This is a genomic window from Solwaraspora sp. WMMB762, from assembly GCF_049179115.1.
Classification (GTDB): Bacteria; Actinomycetota; Actinomycetes; order Mycobacteriales; family Micromonosporaceae; genus Micromonospora_E.
This window is the reverse complement of record NZ_JBMHMD010000001.1, coordinates 1323815-1341348: the sequence shown is the minus strand read 5'-3', so window position 1 is coordinate 1341348 and position 17534 is coordinate 1323815. Positions and strand designations below refer to the sequence as shown.

Sequence of the window (17534 nt, the reverse complement as noted above, 5' to 3'; positions counted from 1 at the left end):
ATGACCGGGAAGACGCTGGACCCCAGGATCGCCCTTGACTACTGGGTGCGGAAGGTCAGCGGCTGCGAATGGTCGGACCTGCCTGTGGCGTTGACAGCCTCGGACCCGGCCGGTGTCGCTGACAGCAGAAGGCACTGGTCGGTCACGGTCTGCGAGGAGGATCTGCGATTCCTGAAGAAGGCCAGCCGGGGTGACCCGGAGGCCGAGCTGGTCATCTACGTCACCCTGTACCGAATCCTGCTTTCCTTCTACTTCGGACAGGAAGCCGGTGTGGTGGCGGTGGGCGGGCACCCACGCGGCACCGAGGCGTTGCTGTTCTACACTGCGCCGCTCGACCAGGACGGGACGCTGCGCGACGCGATCGGTGCCGTCCGCAACGAAACGCAGGACGGCGCCGCGTACCGCGACTACCGCTGGAACGAACTGCGTGACTGGATGACCGCCCAGGAACAGACTTCCCACCTCGTCCGCTTCGGGCTGGTGAGCGGGGCGGATCCGGTCGCGAACCCGTGGCTGGCCGGTGGGACGGCCATCTGCCTGACGGTGCCGGTCGCGGCGGACGACCGGGAGGTCCGGCTCTCCTGCGGCCCGGGATGCGACGAGCAACTCGCCGTCCAGTTCCTCCGGCACTACGTCGAACTCGTGCGCAAGCTGCGTGACCACCTTGACCTGTCGCTGTCGCGGATCCCCGTCCTCACCCCCGCCGAGCTGGAACAGCTCACCGCGGCGCTACCCGGCCCAGCACCCGATCCAGACCTGCCCGCGAGCCTGCTCGTGGACTTCAAACGTCAGGCGGCCGCTACGCCTGCCGCCGTAGCGGTGGTGGACGGCGCCGGTGCACTCACCTACCGCGAGCTCGACGAGAACGCCAACCAGCTCGCGCACTACCTGCGGGATGTGGGTGGCGTCCGGCGCGGAGACTTCGTCGCGGTCGCGCTGCGCGACAGCCGGGACCTGGTCGTGGCGGTCCTGGCTGTGCTCAAGACCGGCGCGGCATACGTGCCGATCGACCTGCGTTACCCGGCGGACCGCAAAGCGCTGCTGGTCAGGGAGAGCCGCGCCGCCGCCGTGATCGTGCGGGAGCCCGATGATCTCGCCACGCCCGTCGCGAACGTGGTGGCGCTGACGCCGGCCGCAGACCGGATCGCCGAACACCCGAAGACGGACCCCCCGGTGACCATCCGCGCGGACGACAGCGTGTACGTGATCTTCACCTCCGGGTCGACCGGGACACCGAAGGGGGTCGCGGTCGAGCACGGGGCCTTCCGTAACCTGCTGGCCTGGTACACCCGGCAGGTGTGCGGACCGGGACAGCCGAGCTTCCTGCTCATCGCCCCCGTCAGCTTCGACCTGGCCCAGAAGAACCTGTTCGCGCCCCTGCTGTGCGGAGGACAGCTACACCTGCTGGGTGCGGCGCTCGACGACTACTCGGCCATGGCCGAGTACATCGACGCGCACGGGATCGAGGTCGTGAACTGCGCGCCGAGTGCCTTCTATCCGCTGCTGGAGTTCGGTGCGGAGCACCGGTTCCACGCGCTACGGTCGCTGCGCCACGTCGTGCTCGGCGGTGAACCGATCGACACGTCGAAGCTGAGCACCTGGTCGGAGTCGCCCAACTTCCGGGCCGCGGTGATGAACTCGTACGGACCCACCGAGTTCACCGACGTCGTCACGTTCCACCGGCTCGCCGCCGACGAGCTGCGGCCGGGGGGCCGGACGGTCCCTATCGGCCGCCCGATCGACGGCATCCAGCTGTTCGCCCTGACCCCGCAGCGTCGGTTGTGCGCCCCCCACATGGTCGGTGAACTCCACCTCGGGGGTGCCGGACTCTCCAAGGGCTATCTGAACGACCCGCAGGAGCAGGCACGGCGCTTCGTCCACGTCAAACTGGACGAGATCGGTTTCGACGGCGTCCTCTACCGGACCGGGGACCTGGTCCGCTGGGACGGCGACGGAAGGCTCGAGTACCTCGGTCGGGCCGACGATCAAGTGAAGATCAACGGATTTCGGATCGAGCCCGGGGAGGTGGAGCGGGCGATCCGCGGGCTGGACGGGGTCGACGACGTGGTCGTCTGCGCCAGAAAGGTCCGGGGTGAGAACGTTCTGGTGGCCTACTTCATCGCGGACACGCCGCTGGACCCGCGGGCGCTGAAGGAGCAGGCCGCGCAGGGTCTGCCCCCCTTCGCCGTACCGACCTACTTCACCCAGCGAACGTCTTTTCCCCTGACCCCGAGCGGGAAGCTCGACAGGCGAGCGTTGCCCACACCCGATGCCGAGGTGGCGCGGGAGGTTTTCCTTCCGCCGGTCACCGCGGCACAGGAGCGGCTCGCCCGGCTCTGGGCGGGTCTGCTGGACGTCGGGCGGGTGGGACGACATGACGACTTCTTCTCGCTGGGCGGGCACAGCCTGACCGCTATCCGCCTGCTGTCGCACGTCTCGAAGGACTTCGGTGTCGAGCTCGCGCTCAACACCGTGTTCGAGCACCCGCGGCTCGACGATCTGGCCGGCGTCATCAGCGCGGCCGACCCGGGCCGATTCGCCGGGATCCCCCGACTCGCGCCCGCCGCCGACTACGAGTTGTCCAACGCGCAGCGGCGGCTCTGGCTCGCATCCCAGTTCGAGTCCGCCTCCCAGGCGTACAACCTCCATTCGGTCTACGACATCCAGGGCGAGGTCGAGCCCGGGCGGCTGGAAAACGCGCTCCGGCAGGTCATCGAGAAGCACGAGAGCCTGCGTACGGTGTTCCGGACGGGCCCGGACGGTGACGTGCGGCAGGCGGTCCTGCCCGTGTCGGCGGTGGACTTCAACCTCGAGAACATCCCGCCGGTCCAGGACCCGGCGGACTCGCTGGCCGAGTTCGTGGGGCGGCCCTTCGACCTCAGCCGGGGTCCGCTGCTGCGGGCCGCACTCGCGGTGACCGGGGGAGGGAGCCACACCTTCGCCTTCGCCATCCACCACAGCGTCTGCGACGCCTGGTCGCTGGGCGTGTTCGTCAGCGACCTGCTCAAGTTCTACGACCCCGCCCTTGCCGGACCGCCGGTCGCCCGGCTCGACATCCAGTACAAGGACTACGCGGCGTGGCAGCGGAGCCGCCTGGAGTCCGGGGACCACGACGTCCACCGCCGCTTCTGGTCCGACCATCTGGCGGGCCTGGAGACGGTCCCTGCGGTGAACCTTCCGGGCTGCCGGGCGCGGCCGAGCGTCAAGACCCACCGCGGCGCCGTCGTCGGGCACACCTTCTCCGCGCCGTTCGTCTCTCGCCTGGAGGAGCTGGGAGCGAAGCTGGGATGCACCCTGTTCATGGTGCTGGTGGCCGGGGTCAAGGCGACGCTGTTCCGACAGACCGGTCAGCCGGACATCACGCTCGGGACCCCGGTCGCCGGCCGGGACCACGTTGACGTCGAACAGCAGATCGGGTTCTACGTCAACACGCTCCCGCTGCGCACGACGCTGTCGGCGGACGAGACGTTCGACGCGCTGCTGGCCAGGGTCAAGGCGGGCGTCACCGCGGCGTTGGAACACCGGGCCCATCCGTTCGACTCCGTGGTCGACGATCTCGGGCTACGCCGGGATCCGGGTCACAGCCCGGTGTTCGACCTGATGGTCGTCCTGCAGAACGCGACCGAGAACCAGGCGCTGAACCACATCGAGGGCCCGGGTTTCCGCCTCACCAGAAGGTCGGCTCCCCAGCGGTTCAGCAAGTTCGACGCGACCTTCAACTTCGTCGAACGCGGGCGGGGGGCCGGACTCGCCCTGGAGGTCGAGTACAACACCGACCTGTACGCCGAGGATGCCATCCGCCGGTTCGTCGGCGCACTCGAGACCCTCCTCGCGGCGGCAAGCGACGACGCGGCTCGCCCGGTGGGCCGGTTGCCGTGTGTCCCGCCGGCCGAGCGCGGCACGGTGCTGGACTTCGGCCGGGGCAGGGTCGATCCGGCCTACACGCCGTTCCTGACCATGCTCGCCGCCCGGTGCGCGGACTCGGCGGACGCCACAGCGCTCCTCGTCGACGACGAGGAGCTGTCCTATGCGGAGTTGAATGCCCGGTCTGACCAGTTCGCCGGCTTCCTCGTGCAGGAACTGGGTGTGCGCCCGGGTGACTACGTCGGCATCCTCCTCGAGCGCGACGACTGGCTCGTCGCGTGCCTGATCGGCGTCCTCAAAGCGGGTGCCGCCTTCGTGCCGCTCGACCCCGCGTATCCCGCCCGCCGAATCGAGTTCATCCTCGACGACTGCGACTGCAGGCTCCTCGTCGATCCGCAGCTCCTGGGCCGGTTCCGCGCGGGCCTGGGCTCCTGGCCAACCGTTCCGGCGGCGCCGTCGCCCCCTGACGCGGTCGCCTACCTCATCTACACGTCCGGGTCCACCGGCGACCCGAAGGGCGTGCAGATCACCCACGACAATCTCGCCGCCTTCCTGCAGTGGAGCCGGCGCGAGTTCGCGGACACCGACGTCGGGGTGGTCATCGCGGCCACCTCGATCTGTTTCGACCTGTCGATCTTCGAGCTTCTCTTCCCGCTGTCGACGGGGAAGAGCGTCCGGCTCATCGAGTCGCCGGCACACATCGGCGAGTGGCTCGGGGCGCACCGGCGCATCCTCGTCAACACGGTGCCCTCGGTGGTCGTCGAACTGTGCCGTTCAGGCCGCGACTTCTCGAACGTCACGGCGGTCAACGTCGCGGGCGAACCCGCCCCGCCCTCGCTTCGCGATCTGCTGGATCACCGCAGGATCGAGGTCAGGAACCTGTACGGCCCCTCGGAGGACACGACCTACAGCACGGTCTACCGGTTCGACGACAGCACGCCGGCCGTTCCCATCGGCCGGCCGGTCGACAACACCCGGGTCTACGTCATGGACGCCACCCAGCAGCCCGTCGGGATCGACGTGACCGGGGAGATCTACCTGTCGGGCCGAGGGCTCTGCCGGGGCTACCTCAACCGCCCCCGCCTCAACGCGGAAGTGTTCACCGAGCACCCCGACTTTCCCGGCGAGCGGCTGTACCGGACCGGTGATCACGCCAGGTGGGCACCGGACGGCAACCTGATCTACCTGGGTCGGCGTGACGCGCAGGTGAAGGTTCGCGGGCGACGTATCGAGCTGGGTGAGATCGAGGTCGCGATGCAGCGGATTCCCGGCGTGCGGCACGTTGCCGCGCTGATCAGGCAAGTCGGGGGCACCGCCGAGCTGGAGGCGTACTACGTTGCCGACGGGCCGGCGGACGCACCGTCGCCGGAACCGGACACGGTCCGGCGCGAGCTCGCCGCCGCGCTGCCCGGCTACCTGGTCCCGGCTGCAATCGTCCGCCTGGGGCAGCTCCCGACGACCCCGAACGGCAAGGTGGACCGGCGGGCGCTGCTCGCGCGTCAGGCCCCTGACCGAACGGTCGGGAGCCTCGCCGCCGCGCCGGAGAACGAGATCGAACGGCGGGTCCTGGCGGTCTGGCGGTCGGTCATCGACGCGACCGACGCGGGCGTCGACCACTCCTACTTCGACCTGGGCGGCGACAGCCTCCGAGCCATGACCATCGTGGCCAGGCTCAACGAGGAGTTCGGTGTCGGACTGCGGATCAGTGACCTCTACCACCACCCGACCGTACGAGGGCTGGCGGTGCGGATCCGCCACCTGTCGGCGGACGATCCGGGCGTTGGATCGCGCACTCAGCCGGACCGCCTCCCGGACGGCTCCCACGCCACCGAGTACCCCATCACCACCTCCCAGTCCGGCATCTACTACCTGCAGCGGCTCGATCCCCGCAGTACGGCCTACAACATCCCGCTCTCCTTCGCGGTACGCGGCCCGCTCGACGCGGCCCGCCTCCAACAGGCCGTCAACGAACTCGTCCTGCGGCACGACGCGTTCCGGACCCGGTTCGCCATCCGTCATCGAAGAGTGGTCGGCCTGGTCGAACCGGCCGTCGCGGTCCCGATCGTCCGCCAGCAGATCCAGCCCGGTGAGGAGGCCGATGTACTACGCGGCTTCGTGCAGCCGTTCGACCTGACCAAAGCGCCGCTGATGCGCGTCAAACTCGCGAGCCTCTCAGACGTGGAGCACCATGTCGTCATCGACGTCCATCACGTGGTCTTCGATGGCGCCTCCGTCCCCTTGCTGCTGGGAGAACTGATCCGCCGGTACCTCGGTGCCGCGCCGGGCGAAGCGCCCGGTTTGCGCTACGCCGATTACGCTCAGCTCGCTGACCAGCAGAGCACGGAAGAACGGGCGCGGCAGCGGGCCTACTGGCTCGACAAGCTCGGTGGCGAGCCGACCAGACCCGCCCTGCCGTACGACTTCCCGAGGGGGAAAGTGCAGCGGTTCAGCGGCGACTACGTCGAACTGTGGATCGGGGCCGAGCGGCGGCGGGAACTGGACTCGCTGGCCAGAGCAGCGGGGACCACCAGGTTCTCGGCGCTGTTCTCGCTGTTTGCCGGTGCCCTCGCGCACATCTGCCGACAAGACACCGTCACGATCGGCATCCCCGTGGAGTGCCGGCGTGATCCGCGAATCCGGTCCACCATCGGGATGTTCGTCAACACGCTGGCCGTCCGAGTGAACGTCGACCGTACGAGTCCGGTTCCGGAGCTGCTGGCGGCACATGGCATCGATCTGTTCGCGGCGCTGGACCACCAGGAATACCCGTTCGAGACCCTGGTCCGCGACCTCGGAATTCAGGACGACGGCGGACACAACCCACTGTTCGAGGTCATGTTCGCGTACTACCCTTACCTGCCCGTCGAGGACCTGGTCCCAGGGGAGCAACTCGCCGTCGAGCACTACCGCGTCGACCGCCCCCGGATCAGCAAGTTCCCGCTGACGTTCCTTGTCGACGAGACGCGGGACGGCCTGCGCGTGAGCCTCAACTACGACAACTCACTGTTCAAACGTGAGACGGCGGAAGCGATGGGTGACGTCGTCCAGGCCGTCTTCGACCTGGTGGCGACCCCGTCGAGACCGTTGTCGACGCTTCCACCCTGCTGAGTGCCGCTTCCACGACCGACCGAAAAGGGCACCGAGATGCACACCAAGGACGATGTGAGAGCCACGATCAGACAGCTCTGGTTGCAGGTGCTCGGGCGCGACGAGCTGCAGGGGGACGTCGACTTCTTCGCGGCGGGTGGTAGCTCGCTCAAGTCGCTCATCCTGCTGACCGAGCTGAACGAGGCCTTCGCGACCGAGTTCGAGATCGCCGAACTGGTCGACTGCCGGACCATCGACCGGCAGTCCGACGCGGTCTGGAACCGGATCGCGCGAGGGGCGGCTGAGGTCCGCGAGGAACAGACCGTGGTCGTGCCGTTGACCAGGGCCGGCGACGGGAGCGGACAGGACGCTGTCCTGGTCGCGGTGCACGATGTCAGCGGCGATGTCTACGGCTACACGAGCCTGGCCGGGGAGCTCTCCGGCCAGGCGGACCTGTACGGGGTCAAGTTGGCCCACGAGCAGTTCGACGCCCCTCGGGCACTCACGATCGCCGGACTGGCGGGCGACCATGTGGCGGCGATCGAGTCGACGTTCGACGAGTCCCGGCGGCTGGTGATCCTCGGGTGGAGCCTGGGCGGGCTCGTCGCGTTCGAGATGGCGAAACTACTCGACCAGCGGGGACGTCCGGTCGAGCGGGTGGTCCTGGTGGATTCGCCGTACGAGCTGTACCTGCCTGCTGCCAATGGCGCCGGGCACGAGGACTTCCTCCCCGGGCCCGAGCGGGCGCTGCTCGACGAGTTCGGCTGGCTCGCCGACGACAAGCCGCTCTTCCCCGACGGGGCGACCGTGGAGGTCATGTGGCGGTCGGTTCGGGCGCGCCTCGACACCCCGGCCAGGGAACGGCTGGCGGCCGAGCTCAGCCGCCGTTTCCCGTTGATGACCCGGGTGATCCCGCACCTGGCCAGCCTGAACCCGGCGGAGTTCGTCGGCTACCTCAACCGGTTCCGCTCGGTCCTGCAGGCGGGGCGGGCCTATCGACCCACCGGGACGACGGCCGCCCCCGTCGACCTCCTGACGGCGACCCGGTCACGCAACTTCGACCCGCGCTGGTCCATCCACACTTCTGGCACATTCCGGCGGCGATCGCTGGACGGCGACCACTTCTCGATTCTTGACCGACGATCCGCCCGGGCCACGGCCCAGGCGGTTCTCGCCCTCGACTCCCGGTAGAAGGGCTTGGCTCAGGCCCGCCTCGGAGGTGCGGCAGGGCCCCGTCGGGCGAGTGCTGAGAGATGGTAGCTCGGGTACGGTTGTCGATGGTCGGAAGCTGTGGGCGTCGGCCGGGCAGCAGCGGTGGCGCTTGGGGCGGCGGACCGGGGGAGGGAGCGGGTGTGGTGCAGCGGAGAGCCCTTGTGGTCCGAGGCGGCTGGGAGGGGCACCGGCCGGTCGAGGCGACGGAGTTGTTCATCCCGTTCCTCGAACGCAGCGGATACGTGGTGCGGGTGGAAGGGTCGACGGAAATCTACGCCGACGCCGCCGAACTGGCCGGTACCGACCTCATCGTGCAGTGCGTGACGATGTCGCAGATCACCGGGGAACAGGTGGCGGGTCTGGCTGCGGCGATCGCGGCCGGGACAGGGTTCACCGGCTGGCACGGCGGCATCGTCGACTCGTTTCGCGCCTGCTCGGACTACCTGCACCTGGTGGGCGGCCAGTTCGCCACCCATCCGGGCATCCAACCGTGCGAACGGAGCGGCGCGGAGAAGGACAACTTCCTGCCCCACTCGGTCACCATCACCGACCTCGGTCGGGAACATCCGATCACTGCGGGGATCGAGGACTTCGACCTGGTCACCGAGCAGTACTGGGTGCTGCACGACGACCTGATCGATGTGCTGGCCACCACTACCCACCCTACGCAGGTGTGGCATCCGTGGCACCGGCCGGTCACCTCGCCGGCGATCTGGACCCGAACCTGGGGCGCCGGGCGGATCGTCGTGACGACTCCCGGACATAGCCTCGATGTGCTGGAGCATCAGTGCGTCCGTACCGTCATCGAGAGGGGGATGGTGTGGGCGACCCGCACGGCATCGGCGTCGTAGGTCTCGGAGTCATCTCCCGCGCCTACCTGAACACGCTCGCCAACCACCCCACGGTGCGGGTCGTCGCGCTGGCCGACCTGGACGCGGCCCGAGCCGTCGCTGCCGCCGCCGCGATTCCCGGTGCCGAGGCGGTGAGCGTCGAGCGGCTGCTCCATCACCCCGACGTGGCGACGGTACTCAACCTCACGATCCCGGCGGCGCACGCCGAGATCTCCGGCGCGGCGATCGACGCCGGCCGGAACGTCTACGTCGAGAAGCCGCTCACCGTCACGTTCCCGCAGGGCCGGTCGATCATCGACCGGGCGGCGTCGGCCGGCGTCCGCGTCGGTTGCGCGCCGGACACCGTCCTGGGCACCGGTACGCAGACCGCCCGCGCGGCGATCGACAGTGGCCTGATCGGGCGTCCGCTCGCCGCGTCCGCCGTCATGGTCACCCCAGGGCACGAGCGCTGGCACCCTGACCCCGACTTCTACTACGCCCCGGGCGGCGGCCCACTGCTGGACATGGGGCCGTACTACATCTCGGCGCTGGTCCACCTGCTCGGGCCGGTCCGTGCCGTGATCGGGGCGGCCAGCCGGCTGCGCGACGTCCGGGTCATCGGCTCGGGACCCCGCCTCGGTCAGCGGATCCCGGTCGAGGTGCCGACCCACGTGACCGGTGCGCTGGAACACGCGGGCGGTGCCCTGACCACCCTCACGACCAGTTTCGACGGGGTCGCGACGACGGCCGCGCCGATCGAGGTGCACGGGGAGAACGGCACCCTCGCCGTACCCGATCCGAACACCTTCGACGGCGAGGTCCGCCACCTGGCGCTCGACGGCCCCGGGTGGCGGACCGTCGAACCGCGGGCCGGCTACGTCGCCGCCGCCCGAGGGATCGGCCTGATCGACCTGGTCCGGTCCGACGTGATGTGTCCACCACGGGCCAGCGGTGAGGTGGCGCTGCATGTACTCGAGATCATGACCGCCCTGCTCCGATCAGCCGCTGAGGGCCGACGGGTCGAGCTGACGACGGTGGTCGAACGCCCCACACCCGTCCCGTTCACCCCGGCCGAGGAGTGGCGGTCAGCCCTCGCACCCGGGCGCTGAACAGAAAAGGTCGACCGCAGTGGACACTCCGATAGGGAGGCGCGGTTGGACGCGCTCATAGCTGGCACGCTGGCCCTCGTGCTGGCCGGCGTGCTGGTTACCGCGGCGGCGGGGCGCTGGCTGGCGGGGAGGCTCAGACAGCCGGAGATCGTCCTTGAGATCACCTGCTGCCTGTTGCTGGGCGCAGTGCTGGTGTCACAGGTGGGCTGGGGCGCGCCGGAGACCGCAGGGCGGGAGGTACTCGAGTTTCTGGGCCACTTCGGTCTCGCCCTGTTCCTGGTGAGCGCCGCCCATGGCATTCGGCAGGGTGGCGGACGGCTCTCCAGCCGAGCCGTGGCCTGGTTGTCAGCGGGGTCCACCCTGCCGGCCATGCTGTCCGGCGTTCTGCTCGCGACCTGGGTGTTGACGGCCGGCGGCGCCGACCTGCGGGGCGAGGCGTCGCCCACCGCGTTGACACTCATGCTGGCTGTCTCGCTGGCGGTCACGGCGGTCCCGGTGCTCGCCGGCATCCTGCGGGACCGGCGGATGGAGAACACCGAGATCGGCCGGCTCGCCATGACTTCAGCCGTGGCCATCGACGCGGTCACCTGGGTGTTGCTGGCCGTCGCTATCGGTCTCGCCACCGGACAGCATGGTGCCGTCAAGGCGGTCGCGGTACTTCTCTGCGGTATTCCAGCGGTGCTGGTGGTCCGGTGGATCGCCCGGACCAAGGCACTCCAAACGCTCGCGAACCGCTACCCGTACGCGGCCATGATCTTGGTCGCTGTCATCGCCTACGCTGCTTCGCGGACCACCGGAGGGCTCGGTCTCACCGAGATCTTCGGGGCTGTCCTGGTGGGCTTCGCCCTTCCCAGCGATGGGGCCTGGGGGCGGGTGAGTCACCAACTGGGCCGGCTCGGCCGCCTGCTGCTCCCGGTCATGTTCACCCTCACCGGAGCGGCGCTGGCGGCCGGCGTGCCGAACATCGTCTCCTGGCAGGCGATCGTCATCGCGACCGGTCTCGCGATCGTCTCGAAGCTGGCTGGCAGTTATGCGGGTGCCCGCCTGGGGGCGCAGTCGCGACTCGCGAGTCTCAAGCTCGCGGCCCTGATGAACACGCGCGGCCTCACGGAGATCGCTGTACTCCAGGCCGGCTACAGCGCGGAAATCCTTGCTCCCGGCCTGTTCCTGGCGCTGATCGTCATGGCACTGGTCACCACCGGGCTCAGCGGCCCTCTGTTGTGGGCCGCCGACCGGTACGCCGCCGCCCGTGCGGCGAAACTGGAGCCGGCAACGTAGGTATCGGCAGTGGATGATCTCGCACCCCGTCACTGCGTGCCGTGGGGCTGACCTGCTCTGCCCCGATCCGGCCCTGTGCAGGCACGAGACCTAGACGAGTAAGTCCTAACGACCCCGGCGTGTGGGTACAGGCGAAGGGTGTTGAAGATCCGTTTGTGACGACAGACCTCAACACCCTTCTGACCGCACTGTACGTGAAGATCGACGACTGGCTCGGACGGCCTCGCAGGACCGGTAGGCCACCGAAGCTGTCCGACGCGGAACTACTCACCCTGGCTGTCGCGCAGGCACTGCTCGGAGTACGTTCCGAGGCGCGTTGGCTACGGTTCGTACCCGGGCATCTACCCGGAGCGTTCCCGTACCTGCCCGGACAGTCCGGCTACAACAAGCGTCTGCGGGCCGCGTTACCGCTGCTCAAGCGCGCCCTCCGGGCGGTCGCCGCAGACACCGACCTGTGGTCCGACACGACCTGGGTGGTCGACTCCACACCGGTGGAGTGCGGCCGGTCGAGACCGACGGTGAAACGCTCCGACCTGGCCGGGTGGGCCGGTTACGGCTACTGCGCCTCGCACTCGCGGTTCTTCTGGGGCCTGCGTCTGCATCTGGTCTGCACCCCGTCCGGTCTACCCATCACCCGGGCCCTGGCCACCCCGAAGGTCGACGAGCGGCAGGTACTCACCGCGATCCTCGATCACGACCCGGACCTCGTCACCGACCGTCCGGGTCTGTTGATCGTGGCGGACAAGGGGTACGTCTCCGCTGAGCTGGACCGGTGGCTGGCCGAGCGCGGGGTGCGGTTGCTGCGACCGTCGTACCGTAACCGCGCTCCCCGTCATGACGAGCACCTGCTCAAGCCGGTCCGTCAGCTGATCGAGTCGGTCAACGACACGTTGAAGGGCCAGCTCGACCTTGAGTTACATGGCGGCCGAAGTATCGAGGGAGTGGCCGCCCGAGTCGCGCAGCGGCTCCTCGCGATGACGGCCGCGATCTGGCACAACCGGGCCACCGGCCAGCCCGTGACCAGGTCCCTGATCGCCTACGACCACTGACCCGACTTCGGACTTACTCGTCTAGTACGGCAGCCGCCATTAGGGCTGTGACCAGGTAGGACGGGTCGGCAGGGGTGGTGCAACGTGGACGCAGCCGCCTGTTGATCATGTGTTTGTGAGGACTACAAGATCGAAGGCGGCTGCTGCTGCCAGGGTAGCGGCTGACCGGGCGGTGCGCGCACAGGGCGACCTGTTGGAGCGGGTGCGGTCGTGTTTCGTCCAGGCGCGGACGTGGCGGCACGTCGGCCGGTACATGTCGGCGCTGGTCAGCAGAATCCCGAAACGCAACGGGTGGACCATCGCCGAGCATGTCGGGGACGCCACGCCGGACCGGACCCAGCGGTTGTTGAACCGGGCGGTGTGGGACACCGAGGGCGTGGCCGGGGAGGTGCGGCGGTACGCGGCCGCCGGGTTGGACACCGCGGCGGCCGCCCGGCGGCGGCGTGGGCTGGCGGTCGGTGCGTTGGACGAGACCGGACAGCCGAAGCACGGCACCGGGACGGCCGGGGTGAAACGGCAGTACATGGGATGCGCCGGTCGGGTCGCCAACGGCATCAACACCGTGCATCTGGCCTACGTGCGGGAACGGACCGGCCACGCCCTGATCGCTGCCCGGCAGTGGATCCCCGCCGAGCAGATCACCGACCCGGACACCGCCGCGCGGACGGGCCTGCCCCCGGACGCGGAGTTCCGCACGAAGGGTCAACTCGCGATCGACCTGTGCACCCACGCGTACGCCGACGAGCTGACCTTCGACGTCATCTGCGGCGACGAGGTCTACGGCAACCGCACCGAACTGAGGGAGTTCCTCGAAGCCCGCGGGCAGGCGTACGTGCCGCGGGTCGCCTCCACCTTCATGGTCCGGACGCCGTCGGGTGACAGGTCGACCAGCGCGCAAGCCGTTGACCTGCTGGTCGGTGGGGCCGGTCGGGGCTGGCAGGTCCGCTCGGCCGGCACGGGGTCGAAGGGACACCGCTGGTACGCGTGGGCGTGGATCGCCACCGCCTCACCCCGCCACCACCTCCTCGTCCGCCGTCACCTGGCCACCGGCGAACTGGCGTTCCACTACTGCTACGTGCCCGAGGGTCAGCCGGCGGTCGTGTCGCGGCTGGTCCGCGCCGCCGGGCTGCGGTGGCCGGTCGAGGAATGCTTGTGCGCCACGAGGCGCCTTGTCGTATCCCCAACGCAGTTGGGAGGAACTCGGAGGGAGGTTTCTGGGTCTGAATGGCTTACCCGAAGCCGAAAGGTGAACGGGGACAAGAGCATGCCAGGAAACCAGTGGCCGGGCTCAGGCGTTAGGGGCGGTGCACTGGGAGACCCGAGTGATATGGCGAAAGCTGGATTGCCTGAAGTCCAATCTCCAGTCGATGTAACTTCCCATCCACCGGAAAGGCGTCTGAAACCGGTGTCGCGTTCTGTTGCGGTGATGAAGCATAGCCGCGGCAACCTTCGGAACGCGAAGCGATGCCCAGCGAGGGTATTCAAGGAGATGAGTGGGCCGCCTACGTCACGCTCGGACGTACGACAAGGATGAACGTGGGATCGCCTACGGGACGCGAGTCCTATGGCGACGCAGGTCCCGTAGTAGTCGCAGGAGTCACGCCCTGCCAGGGAGGACGGGAAAGCCGTCCGCATGGGCGAAGGGGACCAGGTGATCGGATGCCAAAGATCGGGAGGTATGCGAAATGCAGAACGCCGAAACGGTACTGGGTGTCCTCCGTGAGCGCGGCAGGAAGGGTCTGCCGCTAACAGAACTGTATCGACAGTTGTTCAACCCGCAGTTGTATCTGCTGGCCTACGGACGCATCTACGCCAACCACGGCGCGATGACTCCGGGGGTCACGCAGGAAACCGTGGACGGCATGTCGCTGGACAAGATCGGACGCATCATCGATGCGATGCGCCATGAGCGTTACCGGTTTAGCCCAGCCAAGCGGGTATACATCCCGAAGAAGAACGGCAAAATGCGCCCGCTCGGCTTACCGACCTGGTCGGACAAGCTGGTGGGCGAGGTGGTGCGGCTACTGTTGGAGTCGTACTACGAACCGTCGTTCTCCGACCGTTCCCACGGATTCCGTCCCGGTCGGGGCTGCCACACCGCGCTGCGGGAGGTGGCGAACACCTGGTCCGGGACGGCATGGTTCATCGAGGGTGACATCTCCGACTGCTTCGGGTCCCTGGATCACCAGGTCATGCTCGACGCGCTGGCAGAGAAGATCCACGACAACCGCTTCCTGCGGCTGCTGCGCAACATGCTGCAAGCCGGATACCTGGAGGACTGGACCTGGAACGCCACGCTCAGCGGCGCGCCGCAGGGCGGGGTCGCTTCCCCGATCTTGTCCAACATCTACCTGCACCGGCTGGACCGCTTCATCGAGACGGTTCTGATTCCGCACTACACCCGAGGGAGACGACGGGCCCGCAACCCGGCCTACCTTCAGGTGGCCAACGAGCTGGCCAAGGCCCGCAGACGCGGCGACCGCGCCCAAGCCAGGACGCTGCGCAAAGCAATGCTGGCCCTGCCCAGCTCGGACCCGAACGACCCGGGCTACCGCCGGCTGCGATACATCCGCTATGCCGACGACCACCTGCTGGGGTTCGCCGGACCCAAGGCCGAAGCCGAGGAGATCAAACAGCGGCTGACCCAGTTCCTGCGGGACGACCTCAAGCTGGAACTGAACCACGCCAAGACGCTGATCACCCACGCCCGCACCGGCGCGGCGAGATTTCTCGGCTACGACGTCACCGTCCAGCACAACGACCGCAAGCTGACCCGTGGCCGACGCAACGTCAACGGTCAGGTGGCTCTGCGGGTGCCCCGGTCGGTGATCCAGGCCAAGCGCGCCCGATACCTCCAGCGCGGTCAACCCGCGCGCCGCACCCCGATCATGAACCGTGACGACTACACCATCGTCGCGACCTACGGGGCTGAGTATCGGGGCATCGTCCAGTACTACCTGCTTGCCGGAGACGTCCGACGACTTCACCGGCTGCGGTGGGTCATGCTTTCCTCGCTGCTACGGACCTTGGCCTCCAAGCACCACTCGACGCCGACGAGGATGGCCCGCAAGCACCAGGCCAAAATCGTCACGCCGAGCGGGCCACGGGTCTGCTTCGAGGCGACCCTGCACCGCGAAGGCAGGAAACCACTGGTCGCCAGGTTCGGTGGCATCCCTCTACAGCGGCAGAAAACGGCGGTCATCGACGACCGCCAACCGGACGGGCTGCATCATCCTCGAAAAGAGCTGATCACCCGCATGCTGAAACGGCGGTGCGAGCTCTGCGAGCAGACCGGACACATGAACGTGCACCACGTCCGCAACCTCGCAGACCTCGGCCCGCCCGGACCCGCCCAGCCCGCATGGGCAGCCGTCATGGCCCGACGCAGACGCAAAGCCCTTGTCGTCTGCGACACCTGCCACGACCACATCCACGCAGGCCAATCCACCACACTCACGGCATAGGTCACTGGAGAGCCGGATGCGGGGAAACTCGCACGTCCGGTTCGGCGGGAGGCCGCGCGGAAAAGGACCCACCACGGGCACCTCGCCGCGCGGCCCACCCAACCGAGTTCGGCAAGGACCACCTCGGCCTGGACCAGTGCCAGGCCCGCCTGCACGGGGCGATCGCCCGGCACACCGTGCTGGTCATGGCCGCCCTCGCGGTCTGCGCGGTCACCGCCGCGCAGTTACGCCACCGCACCGACAGCCAGGCACCCCCACCGACCACACCCGACCAGCCGCCACCGGCCGAACCCGGACTGATCCCGCTGACCGTGCCCGAGATCGGACGACTCCTCGCCGACGCCCTTCACCGCCCACAACCACCCGACCACGCCATCGACTGGCTCACCTGGCGACGCCGACACCAGGCCCGCGCCCGCTGGCACCACCAACGCACCCGACTCAACCGTGACTACGCCCTGGTCAACTAGCAAATGGCGGCTGCCGTATTAGGCGGTGTGGGTTGGTGTCAACGGCTGGTCATGACCGTGATGTCGATCGTGGCCCGGTAGCTGGCCCGGTCGATGTCGGGTCCGCAGGCGTTGTACTTGGAGATGGCGCGTTTGACGATCCGGGCCTTGGTAAGGACGCGTCGGTCGGGTAGGAGTGTGGTCAGGACCCGGCGGCCGATCGCGCCGATCAGGTCGATGCGGGCGTCCGCGATCACTCCGGCGGCGAGGATGGCCTGGTCACGGGAGGTGTGCAGGGCGACCAGTTCACCCGGCGGGGTGGGCGTGTTCGTCGAGCAGGGTGGTGATCAGGCGGTAGGTGCCGGTGTGGCTAGTTCCGGCTCGGGCAGCGGTCCGCGCCGGAGGAAGCACGACAGTAGTTGCCGGAACTCGAGCGGGTGCTCGATCGCCGGCACGTGTCCGCATCGTCCGAGCACGTGCAGACGGACATCGGCCAGGTGTTCGAGCAGGGGCAGGGCTGCCGTCCCGAGCGGGGTGACTTGGTCCTCGGCGCCGTGGACGAGCAGTGCGGGTGCGCGGACCTCTGCCAGCGTCTGCGCCGAGAGGGCGAGCTCGTCGGCCCACCGCGCCCTAGGTGGAGGAAACAGCGACGCGAATGCGGCCGCACCCGCCCGCATCGCAGCCGCTCGGGCAGCGACGGCCGACTCGGTCACGAGCGCTTGGTCGAGGACGAGGCGACTCAGCATGTCTCGTGCTCCGAGCGGGCTGGCGGGGGCGGCCCAGATGGCGTCGAGGTCGGCGGAGAGGGGCGCCCCAGGGGCGCCCATCGTCGAGACCGCCACGACACGGGTGACCTGCTGGGGGCGCGCGGCCGCCAACGCCAGCGCCACGGCACCGCCCATGGAGTGACCCACCACGGCATAGGACTCGATACCGAGAGCATCCATCAGGCCCGCGGCCTGCTCCGTCCACAGCCGGAGCCCACCTCGGGAGCCAGCCGGGATGGGGGTACGGCCGAACCCCGCCTGGTCAGGAGCCACAAAGTGCCAGGCTGTGCCCAGCGCCTGCGCCGTCGTCGCCCAGGCTCCGGACCCGGTCGTGCCGGGTCCGGAGCCGTGCAGCATCAGCACTGCGGGCCCGGTGCCGCTCTCCAGGACGTGGACGGGGGACCCGCCGACTGTGACGATCCGAG

At 68.8% G+C, this 17534-nt stretch carries 10 protein-coding genes and 1 pseudogene; 9 read left to right on the top strand and 2 right to left on the bottom strand.

Annotation, left to right across the window (positions count from 1 at the left end; genetic code table 11):
- The 9 genes and pseudogenes from ACN27J_RS06145 to ACN27J_RS06105 all read left to right on the top strand — a co-directional run.
- Positions 1-6972, top strand: a complete 6972-nt coding sequence (locus ACN27J_RS06145; RefSeq protein ID WP_421364381.1) for an amino acid adenylation domain-containing protein — start codon at positions 1-3, stop codon at positions 6970-6972.
- A gap of 54 nt (positions 6973-7026) precedes the next feature.
- The gene (locus ACN27J_RS06140; protein WP_421364380.1) at positions 7027-8142 is read left to right on the top strand and encodes a thioesterase domain-containing protein; all 1116 of its coding nucleotides are present in this window, start codon (positions 7027-7029) and stop codon (positions 8140-8142) included.
- A gap of 161 nt (positions 8143-8303) precedes the next feature.
- Complete coding sequence (locus ACN27J_RS06135; RefSeq protein WP_278169457.1) at positions 8304-9014, top strand: ThuA domain-containing protein; 711 nt, start codon at positions 8304-8306, stop codon at positions 9012-9014.
- Positions 8984-10102: a Gfo/Idh/MocA family protein gene (locus ACN27J_RS06130; protein ID WP_421364378.1), complete on the top strand. Its 1119-nt coding sequence runs from the start codon at positions 8984-8986 to the stop codon at positions 10100-10102. The genes ACN27J_RS06135 and ACN27J_RS06130 overlap by 31 nt, the downstream gene beginning before the upstream one ends.
- Before the next feature lie 45 nt (positions 10103-10147).
- Positions 10148-11380: a cation:proton antiporter gene (locus tag ACN27J_RS06125; RefSeq protein WP_421364376.1), complete on the top strand. Its 1233-nt coding sequence runs from the start codon at positions 10148-10150 to the stop codon at positions 11378-11380.
- A gap of 155 nt (positions 11381-11535) precedes the next feature.
- On the top strand, positions 11536-12429 hold the full coding sequence (locus ACN27J_RS06120; protein WP_421364374.1) for an IS982 family transposase: 894 nt from the start codon (positions 11536-11538) through the stop codon (positions 12427-12429).
- Between the two features lie 172 nt (positions 12430-12601).
- A complete protein-coding gene (locus ACN27J_RS06115; RefSeq protein ID WP_421372129.1) occupies positions 12602-13963 on the top strand; it encodes an IS701 family transposase in 1362 nt (453 codons plus the stop codon).
- Between the two features lie 151 nt (positions 13964-14114).
- A complete protein-coding gene (locus ACN27J_RS06110) occupies positions 14115-15893 on the top strand; it encodes a reverse transcriptase domain-containing protein (RefSeq protein WP_421364372.1) in 1779 nt (592 codons plus the stop codon).
- A 104-nt stretch (positions 15894-15997) separates the two neighbouring features.
- Positions 15998-16363: pseudogene (locus ACN27J_RS06105) on the top strand (IS701 family transposase); the annotation flags it as partial.
- A 38-nt stretch (positions 16364-16401) separates the two neighbouring features.
- Here the strand turns inward: ACN27J_RS06105 and ACN27J_RS06100 are convergent.
- Positions 16402-16599 (bottom strand): hypothetical protein, encoded by a 198-nt coding sequence (locus tag ACN27J_RS06100; protein WP_421364370.1) that lies wholly within the window; start codon positions 16597-16599, stop codon positions 16402-16404.
- A 90-nt stretch (positions 16600-16689) separates the two neighbouring features.
- On the bottom strand, positions 16690-17466 hold the full coding sequence (locus ACN27J_RS06095) for an alpha/beta fold hydrolase (RefSeq protein ID WP_421372127.1): 777 nt from the start codon (positions 17464-17466) through the stop codon (positions 16690-16692).
- Positions 17467-17534 lie beyond the last annotated feature (68 nt).